Source organism: Acidovorax sp. NB1, assembly GCF_005405905.1.
Lineage (GTDB): Bacteria > Pseudomonadota > Gammaproteobacteria > Burkholderiales > Burkholderiaceae_C > Acidovorax.
On record NZ_BJHU01000032.1, the window covers coordinates 70,109 to 89,789 of the forward strand.

Here is a 19,681-nt window from a genome sequence, read left to right on the forward strand (position 1 = left end):
GATCGAAGCAAACCCCGAGGGGAATTTGTTTGAAGTTCCGATTTTTTCTTTTCACCTGATCACCAAAACTTCTTGCATGTCTACGAAATATTGAAGTATTCTACGACCAGCCGCAATCAAGTGGCAACAAAAAATGGAGACAAGCATGCGTAGAACCTTCCGAAAACTGGTTGTTTTTGTCATTGCCTCGTTGGCCTTCGGTGTCTTGCACGCTGCAGGCGATGCCTGGCCGAACAAGCCGATCACCTTTGTGGTGCCGTTTCCACCCGGAGGCATCACAGACAACACCTCGCGCCTGCTGGCAAAGCTGCTCAGCGCGCAGTTGGGCCAATCGGTGGTGGTGGACAACCGTCCCGGGGCTGGTGGCTCCATCGGTGTCGAGTCGGGTTCGCGTCAGCCGCCCGATGGCTACACCATCATTTACGGCACGCAGGGAACGCACGGCGCCAATCTGGCGCTGTACAAGAACGTGCGCTACGACCCCGTGGCGGACTTCGTGCCCGTGCACGCCATGTCGGAAACGCCGCTCATGCTGGTGATCAACCCTTCGCGCCCATTCAAGACGGTGCCGGAGCTGATTGCCTACGCCAAGGCCAACCCCGGCAAGCTGAACTACGGCTCCGCCGGGCCTGGCACGGGCACCCATCTGACGGCCGAGCTGTTCCAAACCGCCGCAGGCATCAAGATGACCCATGTGCCGTACCGCGGCAGCGCGCCGGCCTTGAGCGACCTGATGGCCGGCAGCATCGATCTGATGTTCGATTACCCGGCGGTGGTGCTGCCCCAGGTGCAGGCGAACAAGCTCAAGGCGCTGGCGGTCACTTCCAAGACGCGTCTGGCCAGTTCGCCCGACGTGCCCACCGTGGGTGAGCTGGGCGTTCCCGAGGCCGAATCCACCGCCTGGGGCGCGGTGTTCGTTCCGGCCAAGACGCCACCCGACATCGTGAAGCGCCTGGGCGACGAGATCGCCAAAGCCATCGTGAACCCCGAAATGCTGCAGGCCACCGAGAAGTTCGGCAGCGTCCCGCTGGTCGGCCTGCGCGACGCCAAGATGGGCGCCTTCGTGAAATCGGAGATGACCCGGTGGCGTGCAGTGGTGCAGCAGTCGGGCGCCAAGCTTGATTGACAGGCTGCGGGCAATCCCTGCCCTCCCACAGCAGCTTTCTTTTCCCCCTCCCTTCTTTCTATGACCGATTCAAAGACTTCCTTGAAGCCGTTGCAGCCGACTCTGTATGAGCTGGCAGAAGACGGCCGCTCGCTCAACTTCTTCTTTGCGCAATGCAGTGCTTGTGGGGGACTGAGCTTTCCTGCCAACGCACCGGGCTGCATGCATTGCGGAGAACCGCTGAGCAAAGCCCCGCGCATTACCCGCCCGGGTGGTGGAGAGCTGCTCGAGTTCGTGACCCTGCACGTGCCGCTGCTGCCCGGCATGGCCGCGCCCAGCATTGCAGGAGACATTCGTATCGCCCCCGGCATCGTCGAAGAAGGCGTGATGGCCGTTGCAGATGAATCGGCACTGAAGCACGGCATGGAGGTTCGCGCCGTTGCCGATGTGAAGCCGGAAGAAGGCGTCTACGCCTGCCGCTTTGTGCCCGTGAACGAAGGAGCGGCGCAATGAGCCCTACCCAGCAATCCAATTCGGGCAACTGGCTGGATGCCAACGGCGGCGTGTTTATCGCCGGTATTGGCCTGCACCCCTATCAATTCCCTACCGAAACGCCCTACACCGAACTGGGCCTCACGGCCGTGCGCGCTGCGCTGGCCGACTCGGGGCTGGCATGGGACCGCGTGCAAAGTGCGTATGTGGGCACCACTTCCATCGGCATGGCGGCGGGCCGCGTCATGCTGCGCCACCTGGGGTCCACGGGTCTGGCGGTGACGCAGGTGGAAAACGCATCGGCCTCTGGCTCCTTCGCATTCCGCCAGGCGTGTATGGAAGTGGCGACCGGCATGAGCGATGTGGTGCTGGCGGCAGGAGTGGACAAACATGGCGACGGACGCCGCGCTGCCAACAAGGACGGACTGGAGAGACTGAGCGAAACCGCCACCATCCCGGCGGCCAAGTTCGCGATGATGGCTCGCACCTATCTGCGGGAGCGCGGTGCCTCCGTCGAGGAAATGGCCAACGTGGCCGTGAAGAACCACGGCAATGCGGCACGCAACCCGTTTGCGCAGTTCCGCAAACCCCGGACGCTGGAACAGGTGCTCGCATCGCCGCGCGTGGTGGGCGACCTCACGGTGCAGCAATGCTGCCCGCGCGGCGAAGGGGCTGCGGCAGTGATCGTGGTGTCGGGCAACGCCATCCGCAAATTGGGACTGGATGCGAGCCGCTGCGTGCGCATTAAGGCGTCGGTCGCAGGCAGTGAGCGGCCCGAAACGCAATACGGCGACAGCGCCGTGGAGCTGGTCCGCACCAGCGCGCAAGCCGCGTTTGACCAAGCAGGCCTTGCCCCCAAGGAGCTCGACTTGCTGGAGCTGCACGATGCCTTCTCGGTAGAGGAGCTGCTGTACAGCGAAGCCATTGGAGTGTGCGACCCCGGCGAGGGCGCCCGCTACCTGGCGCGGGGGGATTCGCAGATCGGCGGCCGCTGCGCCATCAACGCATCGGGCGGCCTCATCGGCATGGGCCACCCGCTCGGCCCCACGGGCATTGGCCAGTTGGCGGAAATCACCCGCCAGTTGCGCGGTGAGGCCGAAGGCCGACAGCACCCCAACGCGCGTTGGGGCATGGCCCACATGATCGGCCTGGGTTCTGTCTCCGTCGCTCATGTGCTGTCGGCATCGGCGTGACGGCACTTCAGCTCTATTTTTGAAAGCAAGCCAATGACTACCCCTGACATCCAGGATCTGGGCACATTGCTCTATGAGGTGCGCGACCGCGTGGCCGTGATCACCCTCAACCGGCCCGACCGCATGAACACGTTGGGCAGCACCATGAAGCCGGACTTGGCGCGCGCCTTCTTCGAGCTGGCGCGCAACGATGACCAGGTGCGCGCGGTGCTGATCACCGGCAGCGGCGACAAGGCGTTCTGCGCGGGCGCCGACATCAAGGAGCGCGCCACCGACGTGGTGCGCGGCACCGAGTATTTCGTGCGCCAGAAAGCGACCCACGAACTGTTCCGCAACATCGAAGAGTTTGAAAAACCCGTCATTGCGGCCATCAACGGCGTGGCCCTGGGCGGCGGTCTGGAGATCGCGTTGTGCTGCGACCTGCGCATTGCGGCCTCCCACGCGCGCTTTGGCCTGCCCGAAATCAAGCTGGGCGTCATTCCAGCAGCCGGTGGCACACAGCGGCTGCCACGGCTGGTGGGTGAAGCCCGGGCCAAAGAGCTGATCCTGACGGCTGACCTGGTGGACGCGGAGACGGCGCTGCGCTACGGCCTCGTCAGCCGTGTGGTGTCGCAGACCGAACTGATGACGGCTGCGCTGGAACTGAGCCAGCGCATCGCGCAGCACCCACCGCTGGCAGTCCGCTTCGCCAAGCGCGCCATCAATCGCGGCATGCAGACCGACCTGGACTCGGGACTGGAATACGAGCGCTATGCGGCCGCAATGATCGTGGACAGCGAAGACCGCATCGAGGGCATGCGCGCCTTTGTCGAGAAACGCGAACCTCAATTCAAAGGGCGCTAGGGCCTGAACGCACTGGCGACTTCATCAGACAACACACACGAAAGGCATCCCATGGAACTCGGATTGAACGGACAGGTCGCGCTCGTCACTGGCGGCGGGCAAGGCGTAGGCCGGCAGATTTGTATCGAACTCGCCGCCGAAGGTGCGCGCGTGGTGGTGAACGACCTGTTTGCCGAACGCGCCCAAGCGGTGGCGGATGAGATCAACGCCGCAGGCGGGCAAGCCTACGCCGCACCGGCGGACATCACCCAACTGGACGCGGTCGACGCCATGGTGGCCAGTGCCGCTGAGCACTTCGGCGCACCCATCACCGTGCTGGTCAACAACGCGGGCATCATCCCCGAGCGCCGCGAAAAAGGAGGCCGCACACCCGCCTTTGTGGACACCCCCGTGGTGGACTGGGCCAAGATCGTGAACCTCAACGTCTACGGCACCATGCACTGCTGCCGGGCCGTGCTACCAGGCATGGTGGGGCGCAAGACAGGCCGCATCATCAACATCATCTCGGAAGCGGGCCGCATCGGCGAGGCCAACATGGCGGTGTATTCGGGCGCCAAGGCCGCCATTGCCGGTTTCGCCAAGGCCCTGGCACGGGAGCATGGTCGCCACGCGGTCACCGTCAACTCCATCGCTCTGGGCGCCGTGTCCCATGAGGGCATCAAGGACGGCCCGCTCAACATCCACGCCACGGTGGAGAACAACGAGCTGCTGGGCAAGATGCTCAATGCCTACCCTATCTCCAAAGGCGTGGGGCGACTTTCCCGGCCGACCGATGTGTCGGGAATCGTGGCGTTCCTGGCGTCAGACCGCGCGCTGTTCATCACGGGGCAGACCATCGGCGCATCGGGCGGTTTCGCGATGGTTTGATGCAGGAAGGGGCGGTCGGGCAAACCGCTCCGCACCACTCAGGTGCTCACCGTACTGCGCTCTCATGCAGCACGACCGAATACACAACATGGAGACAAGACCATGATGACTCGCCGCCATTTCTCGGCATCCATGGGGGCTTTGGCACTCTCGCCCTCGGTGTTTGCACAGAGCGCTTACCCGCAGCGCCCGATCACCCTCGTCGTTCCCTTCTCTGCAGGCAGCGTTGTGGATGTCCAGGCGCGCTTGATCGCGAAGGCGCTGAGCGACAACCTGGGTCAGCCCATCGTCATCGAAAACCGGGTCGGTGTGAGCGGCTCCATCGGTGCGGAGTACGTGGCCCGCGCGGCGCCCGACGGCTACACCATCCTGCTCGGCACCCAGGGCACACAAGGCACCAACACCGTTCTCTTCAAGAACATCCGTTACGACCCGGTCAAGGACTTCGTGGCCATCCATGGGTTGACAGGCAACGCCAACGTCCTGGTCTGCAATCCCAATACAAAGTTCAAAACGGTCGCCGACGTGATCGAGTTCGGCAAGCAACAGCCTGGCAAGCTCAACTTTGGATCGGGTGGAAATGGCACGTCTGCCCACCTGTGTCTGGAGTTGCTGCAAACCCAGACCGGCGCGCGGTTCAATCACATTCCCTACAAGGCCACCACCGCAGCGCTGGTCGACCTGATCGCGGGCAATGTGGATGTGCTGTTCGACTATGTACAGACATCTCGGGCGCACATCCGGGACGGAAAAATCAATGCGCTCGCGGTGACCAGCACGAGCCGCCTTGCCGCGCTGCCCAACGTGCCCACCATGACCGAGGCCGGAATCCCCAGCGTGGTGGCGATGAACTGGGGCGGTATCTTTGCACCGGCCAATACGCCTGCGCCCATCGTAAAACGCTTGTCAGATGGGGTGGGTCAGGCACTGAATTCGCCCGAGGTCACAGCGGCGCTGGACGCGGTCTCGAGCGTGAAGATTGGCATGCCCCACGAGCAGTTCACGCCCTTCGTGGCCAGCGAGGCCGCCAAGTGGGCTGAGGTGATTCGCAAGTCTGGGGCGAGTCTCTGATGCCGTCGCCCAAAGTGGCCGTAGTCACCGGCGCAGGCAGCGGTATCGGCCGCGCACTGGCGTTGGCATGTGCCCGCGAAGGCATGCCGGTGGTGGCGGCGGACATCGAGGCGGAGGCCCTGGCGCAAACGCAGGCGCTGGTGGAGTCCGCAGGCGCCGATTGCATGGCACAGCGCTGCGATGTGTCGAACGCCGCCGACGTGGAGCGGCTGGCTGAAACCAGCTGGCGCCGGTGGGGTGGCGTGGACTGGCTTTTCAACAACGCTGGCGTGGCGGTGCTCGGGACGGCCTGGGACGCCACGGAGGACGACTGGCGGTGGGTTCTGGGCGTGAACCTGATGGGGGTAGTGCATGGCGTGCGCAGCTTTGTGCCGCGCATGCGCGCCCGGGGCACACCGGCCCACATCGTCAACACCGCGTCGGCCGCAGGCCTCGCCACCGTCGGGGGCTCTGCGGTGTACTGCGCCAGCAAGCACGCGGTCGTCGCGTATTCGGAATGCCTGGCCAAGGATCTGGAGCAGGTGGGCTCTTGCATTGGCGTGTCGGTGTTGTGTCCCTCTTTGGTGGCTACGCGCATCAACGAGTCACAGCGCAACCGGCCCGCCGCCTTGGCAGGGGCCGGCCCGACGGCAGCGGCGTATGAAGAGCGGGTGCGCGCCGGCATGGCCGCCTCCGCCGTGAGTGCCGAGGATGTCGCGCGCGCCGCGGTCGACGCGATTCACGCACGCCGCTTCTACGTCATTCCCCATGCCCACACGGGTGCGTCCGTGAGGGAACGCGCCCAAAAAATCATGGGTGATTTCCACCACCTTCATCAGGAGAGCCTTCAGTGACCGCAGCCCACCCATCCACCGACCTTGCAGCCTTGCACGACCATGTGAGGGCTCTGTCAGAACGCATTGAACGCATGGAGAGCATCGAAGCCATCCGCGCGCTGCGCGCCCGCTACCACGAACTCGTGAACGAGGATGCGGGCAACCGCCTCTACGAGCTGTTTGCGCCCGATGCCTGCGTGGCCTATGGCGGCCGCCCCGAAGTGCGGGGCCGCGACAACATCCGCGCCTTCTTCGCATCCTTTCCCGTGCAAACGGCCCGGCAGTTCATCCACAGCCATGTGGTGCAAGTGCAGGGCGACCGGGGCACGGGGTGTAGCTACCTGGACGGCCGACCTGTGAAGGACGGCAAGAGCTTTTATGTGGTGGGGCGCTTTGACGACGAGTACATCCGTTTGGAAGGCCAGTGGTTCTTTCAGCGTGTGACCTTGAGCGTGCACTACATGATCGAGGCCTCCGAGCGCTGGGACCACCTCATTCCGCTGCAAGGGGTTCGTTGATGAATGGCACGGCCACCATGGCCTCGTTGCCATCCTTGTTCGATCTGACCGGCCAGCGAGCGCTGGTGACGGGTGCTGCCAGCGGTCTCGGGCTGGCGATTACAGAAGCCCTTCTGGAGGCGGGTGCGGAAGTCGTGCTGTCTGATAGCAATGCCCAGGCGCTGGACGCCGAAGTGCAGCGTCTGCGCAAGGCATACACGAAGGTGCAGCAGCGGGTGATGGACGTCAGCGACGGCGCCGAGGTAGACCGCCACATCGACGCCATCGCGGCCGAAGGGCCCATCGATTGCGTGTTTGCCAATGCTGGCATGAGCGCTGGACGTGGCTTCCTGGCCGAGCAAGGCCGTCTGGAAAATGTGGACCCGGCAGCTTGGGAAAAGGTCCTCCAGGTGAACCTGACGGGCGTGCTGACCACGCTGCGCGCCGCCAGCCGCCACATGAAGCCCCGCCGACAAGGACGGATCATCGTGACCTCGTCCATCGCCGGACTGAGGTCGGAGGCACATTCCGGCTACGCCTACGTGGCCTCCAAGGCCGCGGTGAACAACGTGGTGCGCCAGGCAGCTATCGAGCTGGCGCCGTTCAACATCCTGGTCAACGCCATCGCTCCCGGCCCCTTTGCCACCGGCATCAACGGAGGCCGCCTGCGTTTGCAGGAGAGCGCCGAACGCATGCGCACCTACATCCCACTGGGCCGCATCGCCCAGCCGCATGAGATCCAGGGGCTGGCGCTGCTGCTGGCTTCGCCGGCTTCCAGCTACATGACCGGAGTCATCATCCCCATCGACGGTGGTGCCAGCGCACGTTAGCGCTGGGGGAGCATCCATCCGTTCACTACAGCCACTACAAAAAGAGGAAACCAAACCATGATCATCGTCACAGGCCATGTGATCGCGCGCAAGGACACGGAGGAGACCGTTGAGAGACTGGCCGTGGAGCATGTTCTGCGGTCCCGGGCGGAGCCGGGTTGCGTGTCCCACGAAGTCAGCCGCGACGTGCAACAGCCGCTGCGGTTCGTGTTCTTCGAGCGCTGGAGCGACATGGCCGCACTGCAAGCCCATTTCCGCGTGGAAGCATCGCGCACGTTCGCACAGTCAATGGCAAGCTTGTGTCAGGAGCCACCGCAGATCGATATCTATGAGGCGGAAGCTGTTGCGGCACGCTGAAGGCGCTAGTTCAAGCCTGGCAATCTAGCCCATGAGATGAATGACAGGACCGATTTTTCGCCGAATGACATTTGTGACCTCAAAACAGGCCAACGCAGCCATTTATTGTTGAGCGGTGACCGATTCCAGCGCGCTCGATATGAAAGTCCTTACTTCAGCAACCTCGGTGCCAAAACCGCAGGTTTGACTTGTCGTCTTCAGACTGTGAGCAGCTATGCGTTCCCGCAGCGCTAACGTCCGCTTTGACTCCAGAGAAACACTCCCCGTAGACTTCACAGCGCACCAACCGACGCCTCTAATCCGACGACAGAGTGAGGCGTGGATTTATACAGATCCCGGGTCAAATCTCCGTTTGTTCTGAGATTTCAAGTGCATCGTCTACTTCTATACCGAGATACCGCACCGTTGATTCCAGCTTGGAGTGACCAAGCTGCAGTTGCACAGCGCGCAGGTTCTTTGTGCGTCGATAGATCAAAGTCGCCTTGGTCCTGCGCATCGAATGAGTTCCATACTCTGAGCGATCGAGCCCAAGTTCATCGACCCAATGTCCAAGAATCCTAGCGTACTGCCGAGTTCCCAGGTGGGGCGATCTGTGCAGTCTGCTGGGGAATAGGTAGTCATCAGATTTCAGCGCAGCTTGCTTGATCCAAGCTGATAGGGTGTCCCGAGTCACTGCAGTAATCTCGAACTGGACTGGGCGCTTGGTTTTACTTTGCAGAATCGTCGCCCGTGATGCCAATTGATCGCCATGTGACACGTCGCGAACCTTCAATGCAACAAGATCACATCCACGAAGTTTGCTGTCGATGCCTAAGTTGAAGAGCGCCAGCTCGCGAAGGCGTCGCTCCATCTGAAGTCGCACACGCAGAGCCCAGATTTCCTTGATCTTGAAGGGTGCCTTTTGCCCCACGATCTTGCCCTTGTTCCAAGGCTCGTGATGCGCATTGCTGGCCGAAGTGTCCATGGCAGTCCCCCATTGGTGGAGATGGCCTCGGAGCATGCGCGCATGTGGCACGTAGATATTGCGATTCATCAAAAAAATCACCTAAACCGCAGGGGCGTTTGCTGCAACCTATGCGTAGCCCTCGCGCTGCTTGTGGGGAGCCAACCTCTGTACATGCGCCAGCTCATCCCGCAAGCTCAGCCAAGACCATCGCCATGCGCGACGGCGCAGTGCCGACGATCTCTGGCTCCGCAATTTGGTACTTCACAAATGGGTCTTCTTCGACCCGGGCTGTCATCTCGGCCTTGCCGCACGAGCTTCCGGTTTCTGGGAGTAAGCGGAAATTGGCCTGCTAGTAGCGGAAGGCTGCAACCGCTGCAATGCTGACCGTCGCGATTGTGGAGGGCGCACTGTTTGTTCGACGCCCGAAGCTAGTAAAGCTGGCGCGTCGAGGTCGCCTAACGCGCATCGCGACGCAACCCGGATGCAAGGGCTAAGAAACCATCTACTGCCTTTTGGGATGCCGAGTGCGGGTCTTCTGCACTGGCGATCCACAGTGACGCCCCAAGCAATGCGCCCATGATCAGGCGTGCAGTTGCAGGTGCATCAACGGGTCGGATCGTCTTTTCCTCCATGAGTTTCTCGATGCTCCGTTGCGTACTCATGATGCAGGAGTTCTGACTGGGCCAGCGAGATGGGTCGCCGAGCGCAGCGGGGCCATCGAGGAACATGATGCGCTGGATCTCCGGCTCCAGCGCCATTTGGACGTAGGCGATGCTTTCGTCGATGAAGCCATCCCATGTCGTATCTGCCTTCTCCACGATGGCGGTGAGCCGAGCTGTCATCTCCCCATCGATCTGCGCTATCACCGCCTCGAGCAAACCCTTCTTGTCACCGAAGTGGTGGTAGAGGGCACCGCGCGTAAGTCCTGCCTGGGCCGTCAATACGTCCATCGAACTCTCCGCGAATCCCTGTGTGGCGAATGCTTCCCTCGCCGCTTTGATGAGCTTGGTACGAGTCTCCAAGATCTTGTCCGAACGCTTCTGTGCCATGAAATCCTCAAATTGACCTACGTTGCGTATGTTAGTTGACATACGCCGTGTATGTGAAATAAGATGCTCGCATACGAAACGTATGTTAACTGCGGCGAGCACTCTGGAGAGGGGCTGCCACCGCCTGACCAATTTGGACTTGTTTGGAACCGGGGGTATAGCGATGAGCATCTATGAGCAGGGACTTGATCGAAACAGCGCCAACTTCGCGCCGCTTTCGCCAACGAGTTTCGTTGAGCGAAGTGCCGAAGTCTTCGGCGAAATGCCCGCCGTGGTTCATGGTGATCGACGTTTTACTTGGTCCCAATGCAGGGATCGTTCCGCACGGCTGGCTGCCGTACTCCAACAGTTCGGCGTTCGAAGAGGCGACACGGTCAGCGTCATGCTTGCCAACACACCCGAGATGATCGAGGCGCACTACGCGGTGCCAGGTATCAATGCGGTGCTGAACACGCTAAACACCCGCCTCGACGCAGAGCTGCTTGCGTGGCAGATGAATCATTGCGAGACGAAGGTGCTGATCACCGACAGCGAGTTCGCCCCGGTGATGCGGCAAGCACTGGCCACACTCAAGCAGGTTCATGCTCGCACGCCGATCGTGATCGATGTTTGCGATCCTGAATATGCAGGCACGCATGAGTGCGTCGGCCAGCATGCGTACGAGCTGCTACTGGCAACACACGCGCCGGTTAGCAGGCTGCAGGGGCCGCTTGACGAATGGGATGCGATTGCCGTCAGCTATACCTCGGGCACGACCGGCGATCCTAAGGGCGTTGTGACACACCATCGCGGTGCGTACCTGAACGCGGTGTGCAACGTCGCGGTCTGGACGATGCCCCATTTCTCGCGCTACCTCTGGACGTTGCCGATGTTTCACTGCAACGGCTGGTGCTTCCCCTGGACGGTGGCGCTTCTGGGTGGGGTGCACGTGTGTCTGCGGAAGGTGGAGGCTAGAGCGATCTTCGCGGCTATACAAGATCACAACGTTGATCACTACAGCGCGGCGCCGATCGTGCACAACCTCTTGATCGCAGCGCCCGCTGAAGACCGGCGCAAGATTGGACACAAGGTGCGAGCGATGGTGGCAGGCTCTGCGCCGCCCGCCGCCATGATCGAGGGAATGGATCGTCTCGGTATCGAGCTCATCCACGTCTATGGACTCACGGAGGTATATGGACCAGCCGCCGTATCGTCCAAGAAGCCTTTCTGGGAGCAAGCCAGCCTGAGCGAGCAGGTTCGCTTGAATGGAAGGCAGGGCGTGCGCTACCCCCTGCAAGAAGGCATGACGGTGCGCGACCCGCTCACGCTGCAGGAAGTGCCGGCCGACGGCGAAACCATCGGCGAAATCATGTTTCGGGGAAACCTTGTGATGAAAGGCTACCTGAAGAATGAGGCGGCCACCCGCAGCGCTTTTGATGGTGGCTGGTTTCATACAGGCGACCTCGCGGTGATCGAGCCAGATGGCTACGCCAAGATTCGCGATCGCAGCAAGGACGTGATCATCTCAGGGGGGGAGAACATCAGTTCGATCGAGGTCGAGGATGTTCTCTATAGCCATCCAGCAGTCTTGTCGTGTGCGGTTGTAGCAAAGCCCGACGCCCGATGGGGCGAGACGCCATTGGCATTCGTCGAATTGCGGCCCGGCGCCGAGGCCACGGCCGAAGAGCTGATAGCTCACTGCCGAACGATGCTCGCGAAATACAAGATCCCGCGCGAAATTCGATTCGAGGCACTGCCCAAAACAGCCACCGGAAAGATCCAGAAGTTCCAGCTCCGCCGCAAGGCCAGTTCCGTGGAAGCGCTCGAATGATCGCGTCCTGAGCTTCTTAGCGCTTCCCTGCTTTCCACCTTCCAGCGGCACCGACCTTGCAGGGAACTCTCCACCACCGGTGGCGAGTGCCTGCACACGTCCATTTGACCGTCAACCCAGCCGAACAAGCGGCCCTAACCCGTCTCACCTTGCACAGGAGCATTCATGACCGATAGTCTCACCAACTACGAGTCGCCATCGATGATTTCTGACGCGGCGACGCAGGCATCCCTTGATGCCTTCATCGCCCGGACACTCCATGCGCTGTCCATGCCCGAATCTGGCATCGCAGCGTACTTCGCGGATCCGGACATAGTGATCACCGGCCCCGGACTGGACGAGTGCTTCATCGGTCCTGAGATGGCGCAGGCAGGCGCGCGTTGGATGACCACGCTGGGGATCCGGTGGGAGCCGAAGATCATCATGTCCTGGATGCAGGGCGATATCGCCTGGACACAAATCCGCATCGATGGCCACAAAACGGAGCGCGGTGCGCCTGCAGTGATCCCGTATCTGTCGACCGGAATATTCAGGCGCAAGACAGACGGCTGGACCTGGCTGTATTGGGGGGGCTCTGAGCTGCAGAAGGAGCCTCGCATGCACGGCAGGCGCGATGGCGGACGTGTTGCAGGACCACCCCGATGAACAGCCGAAAGTTGCTAGCTACAGCGAGCGTCAACCCGTCGCCTCATCGAACTGGGCCTAGCAAGAGGCTAGGCCTCATCGTCAATCCGATCGCAGGCATGGGCGGGCGAGTCGGCCTGAAAGGGACCGATGGCTCCGCCATCCTGGATGAGGCGAGACGCCTTGGTGCGCAACCTGTTTCAAGCGCAAGAGCGCTGCAGGCGTTGCACAAGCTCACAGCATCGGGTGTCGAATTTTCGTTGGTCACGGGGCAAGGGCACCTTGGCGAAGACGTTGCGCGACTGGCCGGCTTGCACCCAAACGTGGTCTATGGGCAGTTACACCCAAGAAGCACATCCGTGGACACGCAAGGCGCCGTGGCCGCAATGATCGCAGCGGGAGTCGACCTGCTGATATTTGCAGGGGGTGACGGCACAGCGCGCGATGTGTTGGGCGTCGTGGGGGAGCGGGTACCGGTGTTGGGCATTCCCACGGGCGTGAAGATGTATTCCGCCGTCTTTGGCACGAACGCACAAAACGCGGGCGACCTGGCAGCACGCTTCATAAAAGGCGATCCGTCAGTACGGCTCCGCGAGGCCGAGGTTATGGACATCGACGAGGTGGCCATGCGGGAAGACCGGATGGCGGCCCGACTCTACGGATATGCGCAAAGCCCCCATCACCGTCAGCTTACCCAAAACGCCAAGGCGGGATCCGGCTTTTCCGAGAACGTGGCGCTTGAAGCTGTCTCCCGGCAACTGGCCCGGGAGATGCGCCCAGGGTGCCTTTACATCTTAGGCCCAGGCACTACGACCCGTCGGGTGATGTCGGCACTCGGTTTGCCTAAAACGCTACTCGGTGTCGATGCTGTACTGGACGGAACACTTGTTGGCGCAGACCTCAATGAAAACGCGCTGCTGCAACTGATGCAAGGGCGCGAAACATACATCGTCGTGAGCGTGCTCGGCGGGCATGGCAGCTTGTTTGGAAGAGGCAACCAGCAGATCAGCGCAGAGGTGATTCGACAGGTCGGACGTGACCACATCCAGGTCGTCACAACCCTGGAGAAGCTCATTGCATTGGACGCAGGTGCGCTGCACGTCGATACAGGCGATGAAGAAATCGACGCCATGTTGAGCGGCTACATGTCGCTTCACACGGCGCCTGATCGCAAGGTGTATTTCAAAGTCAGATCGTGACCTTATCAATGCCAAGTTTACGCAAAGGAAATCAAGATGAATAACGGTACAGCCCATCCCTACATGGCGAATTCGGTGCCCTCGATCAAGCGGGAGATGCTTGACGCCATCGGTGTCGAGACCATCGAAGAGCTATTCGAGCAGATTCCAACCGGGCATCGCCTCCAGCGGCCAATCGACCTGCCACCTGCGCTCGCCGAAAGCGAACTGCGCCGACACCTGGTGACCACACTTACCAAGAACAAAACCGCCGAGCAGAACCTCAACTTTCTTGGGGCCGGTTGCTGGCAGCATCACGTTCCCGCAGCCTGCGACGAGGTCGTGCGCCGCAACGAATGGCTGACCTCGGTTTTCGGGGAGCCCAGCTCCGATCACGGTCGCAACCAGGCGTGGTTCGAGTTCTGCAGCCAGCTTGGGGAATTGCTCGACATGGATCTGGTCGGCTTGCCTGTTCGTAGCTGGGGTGTTGCTGCTGGGCACGCGATCCGCATGGCATCGAGAATCACCAGTCGAAACGAGGTCATTGTCGTCCGTGCGATTGACCCAGAGCGACTCGCTGTCATCCAGAACCTGTGTGAACCGGTCGATATGGCTAGCCATATCGCGATCCGCATGGTCGACTACGACCCCTCGACCGGCCTGATGGATCTTGACCATTTGCGGGCGACGATCAGCTCGAAGACCGCTGCCGTGTACTTCGAAACGCCGTCGTACTTTGGCGTGATCGAGAAGCATGGCGCTGCCATCGCTGAGATTGCGCATGCTGCCGGTGCCGAGGTGATCGTGGGCGTGGACGCCATCTCTCTTGGTGTCCTGTCAGCGCCAGTCAGCTATGGCGCGGATATCGTCGTAGGAACGACCCAGCCGCTGGGTGTACACATGAATGGCGGTGGAGGCTCTGCGGGATTTATCGCCTCGCGGGATGACGAGCGCTACGCCCATCAATACCCCACGCTGTTCATCAGCATCTCCGAGACGACCAAAGAAGGCGAGTATGGGTTCGGGCTGAGTCTCTTCGAACAATCGTCGTACGGACTGCGCGACAAGGGCAATGACTGGACAGGGCATTCCGTCTATATGTGGGCGATCGCAAATGCGGTGTACATGGCCATGATGGGTCCCAAGGGCTTCGAGGAAGTTGGCGAACTCATTCTTCAGCGCGCGCACCACGCCGCACGCTTGCTAGGAGAAGTCCCCGGGGTGCGCGTCACTTTTCCCAATGGATTCTTCAAGGAGTTTGTCATCAACTTCGATGACACCGGAGTTCCTGTGGCGCAAATCAATAAGCGTCTTCTCGCGCATGGGATCTTCGGCGGCAAAGACTTGAGCAAGGACTTCCCGGAGCTCGGTGCAAGCGCCTTGTACTGCGTGACCGAGATCCACACACTGGCCGACATCGAGCGCCTGGCCGACGCTCTCAAGAAAGTGACTCAAGCATGAACACCAAGCTGCGCGAATATCACGCTCCTGTATGGAGTGAGCCCGTCATTCTGGAAATGGGCTATCCAGGGCGCCGAGGCGTCCTCTTTTCTCCGGTCGAGGACAAGGTACGGGCCACAGTCGGCGACGCTGCGGACTTGGTGCCGTCGTCCATGCGCAGGGTGCAAAAGCCGGCGCTGCCCGAGTTGTCGGAGCCCGAAGTTCTGTACCACTATCTGCGGCTATCACAGCAGACCCTGGGCATGATGAACATCAGCCTGTTCGGAACCTGCACGATGAAGTACAACGCGCAGATCAACGAAGCGATGGCTTGGCGTTCAGAGGTCACACACCTTCATCCGTACCAGGACGAGGACACGATGCAGGGCGCCCTTGAGATCGTTCATGGGATGGACAAGATCCTGCGCGAGCTTTCGGGCATGGACCAGTTTGTGTTCCAGGCGGGCGGCGGCGCGGATGCAGCCTACACCAGCTGCGCGGTGACGCGGGCCTACCATGCGGCGCGCGGCGAGCTCGCTCAGCGCGATGAGATCATCACCACGATTCAAACCCATCCTAGCAGCGCCGCCACTGCCGCCGCGGCAGGGTTTAAGGTGATCACGCTGATGATCGAAGAGAACGGCTACCCGTCGCTGGAGTCGCTCAAAGCGGCGGTCTCGAACCGAACAGCCGCACTGATGCTCAACAATCCCGATGATATGGGTGTTTACAACCCCGAGATCCGCGAGTGGACCCGCATCGTGCGCGAAGCGGGAGGCATCAGCTTCTACGACCACGCGAACTTCAATGCTGCGATGACCAAAATCCGCGCTAGTGAGCTGGGATTCGATGCCTGCATGTTCATGCTGCACAAAACCTTCGGTGCGCCCAAAAGCGGCGTGGGAGGCCCCGCAGTCGGAGCCTATGGTTGCTCGGCAGCGCTCGCGCCTTATATGCCCAAGCCACTTGTAGCTTTCGACGGCGAGCGCTACAGCCTCGACTACGACCGCCCGCAAAGCTGCGGCAAGATTCGTGAGTTCTGGGGCAATCTTCCGGTCATCGTTAAGGCGTACGCTTGGTCGCGCTCCATGGGGGCCGAAGGCATGGCAGAGGCTTCGGACCTCTCGGTACTCGCGAACAACTACATGGAGCGTGGCCTGCTCGCCATCCGTGGTGTCACGCGTTCTCATCCAGATGCCAAGAGCCCGCGCCTCGAAATGACGCGCTACAGCCTCCAACAACTCAAAGAGGACACCGGTGTCGATGTACACGATGTGCAGAATCGCATGGCCGATTTCGGTATCGACCCAATGTGGACGAGCCACCATCCGTGGCTGATTCCCGAGCCCTTCACACCCGAGGCGGGCGAGATGTACGGCAAGGAAGCACTGGACACCTGGATTGCAGTGCTTGCCCGGATCTCCGAAGAAGCCTATTCGAACCCCGAGATCGTGAAGACGGCGCCGCACAATCAGGCTGTACACCGCCTGAAGAACGCGCTGATCGATAGCCCCGAGCATTGGGCCATGACTTGGCGCGCCTATCAGCGCAAGAGGAAGCTGGAAAATTCACCCCTGCCCTCCGCACCACGGAACGGACACTGAGGTCGTCGCCAGCATGACGAAATTCGAAAGCCACCGCGGCTACTCTGCCATGTTCAAGGAAGGGCGCCTGACGCTGGGCCTGTTCTTTGCAATCGAGTCTTATCAAGGTTCCGTCCCTGAGATGGACGTCGCCAACCAGGTACGACTGGCGAAGATGGCGGAGTCGGCTGGCTTCGCCGCGCTCTTCTTCCGGGACGTTCCCCTTCATGTCCCGTCTTTCGGTGACGTGGGCCACATCTACGATCCCTGGGTGTTCATGGGTCATGTGGGGGCGCACACGTCACGCATAGCGCTTGCGACCGGCAGCATTATTTCGACACTGCGGCATCCCTTGCATGTTGCCAAGGCCGCTGCGTCCGTGGATCGGCTTTCGACCCAGCGCCTGGTGCTGGGGCTGGCGACCGGCGATCGACCAACGGAGTTCGCCGCCTTCCGTCAACCTATCGATGATCGAGGCGAGTTGTTTCGCGATGCACTAGCCGTCATGCGAACCGTCTGGCGGGAAGATTTTGCGCGTGTTTCAACACCCAGGGTCGACCTGTCAGGCGGCGATACGCTCCCCAAGCCGGCGCTGCGCGATATTCCGGTGCTAGTCACAGGGAACTCACGTCAGTCAGTTGCTTGGATTGCGGAGCATTCGGACGGATGGCTTTACTACCCGCAAAGCGCTGATAAACAGGCAGAGATGATTCGCCAATGGCGCTCTATGCACCATTCCTTTAAACCGTTCTCTCAATCCCTGTATATCGATCTATCTGACGATCCGGACGCGCCGCCGACGCCGACCTTTTTGGGCTTTCGGTCGGGCCGCCGCTTCCTCATAAACTACCTCGGTGCCCTAAGCGAGATTGGCGTAAACCATGTTGGCTTCAATCTCAAATATGGAGTTCGCCCCGCCGCAGAAGTAGTGCAGGAGCTCGGTGAGTACGTTGTTCCTCATTTCCCAGCGCATGCGGGATGATCTTCGGCAGACTGCAGCCGCTCAGCTTTGGTGTGAGGCAATCGAGCTCAGCCAGGCGGGTGTGCGAGGGAAACTGGACTTCAGCGATCAGCGAAATGTTGCCATCAAGAAAGCGGGAGCTGAAGACCGCTACAGGCGGCGGATTCAACCGGTCGATGCAACACATTCGCTGAACATCTCAGCGGGTGTGTGGAAGCCCAGCGTCTTACGCGGCCTCTCATTCAATTGTCTCGCAATGGCGTTGAGCTGAAGCTGTGAGAGACCCGAGAGATTCATGCCCTTGGGCATGTACTGCCTGAGCAAGCCGTTCGTGTTTTCGTTGCTTCCCCGCTGCCATGGGCTTCGCGGGTCGCAGAAGTAAACCTGGATGTCGGTAGCCATCGTGAATTGCTTGTGAGCGTGCATCTCCGTGCCCCGGTCCCAGGTCAGTGACTTGTACAGCTCCTGCGGTAGCTTGCTGGCGCTCTTGATGAGTGCTTTGACGACCGACTCCGAGTCTTTGCCATTCAGCTTCACCAGCATCACGTATCGCGTTTGACGTTCAACCAGCGTCGCAATTTGGCTATTGCCACTGCCAAAGACCAGGTCGCCTTCCCAGTGACCAGGCACCGCTCGGTCCTCGACGCAAGCAGGACGCTCGCTGATCGAAACTGCATCAACAATCTTTCCGTGAATTGCCGTCTTCTGTGTGTAGTGCCGTGATCGACGCATCCCGCGAGTGCGCCTGAGGTGCTCCAAAAGCTCCTTCTTCAGGGCGCCACGCGCTTGAATGAACAGACTGCGGTAAATGGTCTCGTGTGACACGTGGTGGCTCTCGTCGCAAGGATAAGTTTGCTTGAGCCAACCTGCAATTTGCTCTGGCGACCACAGTATTCGCAGCTTGTGAGCCACGATTCGTGCCAATGCACGATTCTCACTGAGCTTGCAGCGCTTTGGGCGCCGCGCTCGCCCCCAGGCTGCTTCATCGGCCTGGTTTGCACGGTAGCCATCGCAGTCGCCATTGCGCTTGATCTCTCGGCTGATGGTCGATGGTGCTCGCCCGAGCCGAGTTGCGATGGAGCGAATCGAATCGCCTGACACCATCGCCCGCGAGATCTCCTCGCGCTCTGCCAACGTCAATGCAATCGCTGCACGTGATCGCTCAGGAGGTCGGAATCCACCTGTTTCAGCGATTATTCGGTGGATAGACGAGTGGGCGCGATCAAAGAGCTTGCCGATCTCATGCAGCGTCCAGCCTTGCTTCCAGCGCTCCCACATCAGTGCCTTCTGGGTATCCGAATAGTAGATTCTTGGTCGCTGTTTCATCTGCAACACTCCTTGCACCTGCGCGGTGGTTAGTGTGTTGCATCGACCGGTTGAATCCGCCGCTGATTGCAGTCGTTCGCAGCATGGACTACGAACGGCTGCTCATGAGCGGGTTTTGACGCTCGAATAGGCGGGCACCTCAACCGTGGGAGGCGTTGTTGTATATAAATTTGCCTCCCACCCGCCTCCCAGCGCCTTGAAGATGGCCACGGCCGAGCGGGCGGATTCCGTCTGTGCCTGCACGCGCGCCTCGGCCGCGCGCAGCAAGGTCTCATCAGCGTGAAGAACCTCGATTAAGCTGACGACGCCTTTTTGGTACGCCGAGAATGAAGCGGCGCGCGCGCGGCCCAGCGCGTCAACACCGCTTGTCAACACCGCCACCTGCTCCTGCCGCCTGGCAAGGGAAGACAGAGCGTTCTCGACGTCCTCCGTGGCCTTGAGCGCTGCCAGCCGATAGGCAGCCAGCATTTCTGCCTCTTGCCCCTTGGCCTGTTCAATCTGCGCATTGATGCGCGCGAAGTCGAAAAGGCGCCAGCGCAGCCCGAGCACGCCCGTGGCCTGGCTGGCGCCGCCCGAGAACAGGTTGCCGCTGGAGACAGAGGTCGCGCTCCCCACCAGGCCGCTGAGGGACAGCTTGGGGTAGTACTCCGAGATGGCAGCGCCAATGCGCGCATTCGATGCCGCCAGGCGGCGC

General features: G+C 61.0%; 20 protein-coding genes. 16 read left to right on the forward strand and 4 right to left on the reverse strand.

What is annotated here, in order from left to right:
• Positions 1-145 precede the first annotated feature (145 nt).
• The 10 genes from AvAM_RS17115 to AvAM_RS17160 all read left to right on the forward strand — a co-directional run bounded on the left by AvAM_RS17115 (position 146) and on the right by AvAM_RS17160 (position 8,070).
• Positions 146-1,126: a tripartite tricarboxylate transporter substrate binding protein gene (locus AvAM_RS17115; protein WP_137748181.1), complete on the forward strand. Its 981-nt coding sequence runs from the start codon at positions 146-148 to the stop codon at positions 1,124-1,126.
• Positions 1,127-1,186: 60 nt separating this feature from the next.
• Positions 1,187-1,618 carry a Zn-ribbon domain-containing OB-fold protein gene (locus tag AvAM_RS17120; RefSeq protein ID WP_249368195.1) on the forward strand — a complete coding sequence of 144 codons (432 nt, stop codon included), beginning with the start codon at positions 1,187-1,189 and terminating at the stop codon, positions 1,616-1,618.
• Positions 1,615-2,790, forward strand: coding sequence for a thiolase family protein (locus tag AvAM_RS17125; RefSeq protein WP_137748182.1), 1,176 nt, complete (start codon positions 1,615-1,617; stop codon positions 2,788-2,790). The genes AvAM_RS17120 and AvAM_RS17125 overlap by 4 nt, the downstream gene beginning before the upstream one ends.
• A gap of 33 nt (positions 2,791-2,823) precedes the next feature.
• Positions 2,824-3,633 (forward strand): enoyl-CoA hydratase/isomerase family protein, encoded by an 810-nt coding sequence (locus AvAM_RS17130; protein WP_137748183.1) that lies wholly within the window; start codon positions 2,824-2,826, stop codon positions 3,631-3,633.
• 51 nt (positions 3,634-3,684) lie between these two features.
• A complete protein-coding gene (locus tag AvAM_RS17135) occupies positions 3,685-4,500 on the forward strand; it encodes an SDR family NAD(P)-dependent oxidoreductase (protein ID WP_137748184.1) in 816 nt (271 codons plus the stop codon).
• 102 nt (positions 4,501-4,602) lie between these two features.
• Positions 4,603-5,571 carry a tripartite tricarboxylate transporter substrate binding protein gene (locus AvAM_RS17140; protein WP_137748185.1) on the forward strand — a complete coding sequence of 323 codons (969 nt, stop codon included), beginning with the start codon at positions 4,603-4,605 and terminating at the stop codon, positions 5,569-5,571.
• Complete coding sequence (locus AvAM_RS17145) at positions 5,571-6,404, forward strand: SDR family NAD(P)-dependent oxidoreductase (RefSeq protein WP_137748186.1); 834 nt, start codon at positions 5,571-5,573, stop codon at positions 6,402-6,404. Before AvAM_RS17140 ends, AvAM_RS17145 begins: the two co-directional genes overlap by 1 nt.
• On the forward strand, positions 6,401-6,904 hold the full coding sequence (locus AvAM_RS17150; protein WP_137748187.1) for a nuclear transport factor 2 family protein: 504 nt from the start codon (positions 6,401-6,403) through the stop codon (positions 6,902-6,904). Before AvAM_RS17145 ends, AvAM_RS17150 begins: the two co-directional genes overlap by 4 nt.
• Positions 6,904-7,713 (forward strand): SDR family NAD(P)-dependent oxidoreductase, encoded by an 810-nt coding sequence (locus AvAM_RS17155; protein WP_137748188.1) that lies wholly within the window; start codon positions 6,904-6,906, stop codon positions 7,711-7,713. The genes AvAM_RS17150 and AvAM_RS17155 overlap by 1 nt, the downstream gene beginning before the upstream one ends.
• Positions 7,714-7,770: 57 nt before the next feature.
• Entirely contained in the window at positions 7,771-8,070 is a 300-nt protein-coding gene (locus AvAM_RS17160) for a putative quinol monooxygenase (RefSeq protein ID WP_137748189.1), read from the forward strand.
• A 340-nt stretch (positions 8,071-8,410) separates the two neighbouring features.
• Here AvAM_RS17160 and AvAM_RS17165 read toward each other — a convergent pair whose 3' ends face one another.
• Both AvAM_RS17165 and AvAM_RS17170 read right to left on the reverse strand, forming a co-directional pair.
• On the reverse strand, positions 8,411-9,034 hold the full coding sequence (locus AvAM_RS17165) for a tyrosine-type recombinase/integrase (protein WP_137748190.1): 624 nt from the start codon (positions 9,032-9,034) through the stop codon (positions 8,411-8,413).
• A gap of 437 nt (positions 9,035-9,471) precedes the next feature.
• Positions 9,472-10,107, reverse strand: coding sequence for a TetR/AcrR family transcriptional regulator (locus AvAM_RS17170; RefSeq protein WP_249368197.1), 636 nt, complete (start codon positions 10,105-10,107; stop codon positions 9,472-9,474).
• A 121-nt stretch (positions 10,108-10,228) separates the two neighbouring features.
• On the opposite strand from AvAM_RS17170, the gene AvAM_RS17175 reads away from it, so the two are divergent.
• From AvAM_RS17175 to AvAM_RS17200, 6 genes are all read left to right on the forward strand, one after another.
• Complete coding sequence (locus tag AvAM_RS17175) at positions 10,229-11,875, forward strand: acyl-CoA synthetase (RefSeq protein WP_171012292.1); 1,647 nt, start codon at positions 10,229-10,231, stop codon at positions 11,873-11,875.
• Positions 11,876-12,040: 165 nt separating this feature from the next.
• Positions 12,041-12,520: a nuclear transport factor 2 family protein gene (locus AvAM_RS17180; protein ID WP_137748191.1), complete on the forward strand. Its 480-nt coding sequence runs from the start codon at positions 12,041-12,043 to the stop codon at positions 12,518-12,520.
• Complete coding sequence (locus AvAM_RS17185; protein WP_137748192.1) at positions 12,517-13,698, forward strand: ATP-NAD kinase family protein; 1,182 nt, start codon at positions 12,517-12,519, stop codon at positions 13,696-13,698. The genes AvAM_RS17180 and AvAM_RS17185 overlap by 4 nt, the downstream gene beginning before the upstream one ends.
• A gap of 36 nt (positions 13,699-13,734) precedes the next feature.
• Positions 13,735-15,138, forward strand: a complete 1,404-nt coding sequence (gene gcvPA, locus AvAM_RS17190) for an aminomethyl-transferring glycine dehydrogenase subunit GcvPA (protein ID WP_137748193.1) — start codon at positions 13,735-13,737, stop codon at positions 15,136-15,138.
• On the forward strand, positions 15,135-16,721 hold the full coding sequence (gene gcvPB / locus AvAM_RS17195) for an aminomethyl-transferring glycine dehydrogenase subunit GcvPB (protein ID WP_137748194.1): 1,587 nt from the start codon (positions 15,135-15,137) through the stop codon (positions 16,719-16,721). Before gcvPA ends, gcvPB begins: the two co-directional genes overlap by 4 nt.
• A gap of 13 nt (positions 16,722-16,734) precedes the next feature.
• Complete coding sequence (locus AvAM_RS17200) at positions 16,735-17,682, forward strand: LLM class oxidoreductase (RefSeq protein WP_171012294.1); 948 nt, start codon at positions 16,735-16,737, stop codon at positions 17,680-17,682.
• Between the two features lie 144 nt (positions 17,683-17,826).
• Here AvAM_RS17200 and AvAM_RS17205 read toward each other — a convergent pair whose 3' ends face one another.
• Positions 17,827-18,987, reverse strand: a complete 1,161-nt coding sequence (locus AvAM_RS17205; RefSeq protein WP_137748195.1) for an IS30 family transposase — start codon at positions 18,985-18,987, stop codon at positions 17,827-17,829.
• A gap of 102 nt (positions 18,988-19,089) precedes the next feature.
• Positions 19,090-19,681, reverse strand: a 592-nt coding sequence (locus AvAM_RS17210; RefSeq protein ID WP_137748196.1) for a TolC family protein, incomplete at its 5' end; no start/stop codon positions are given.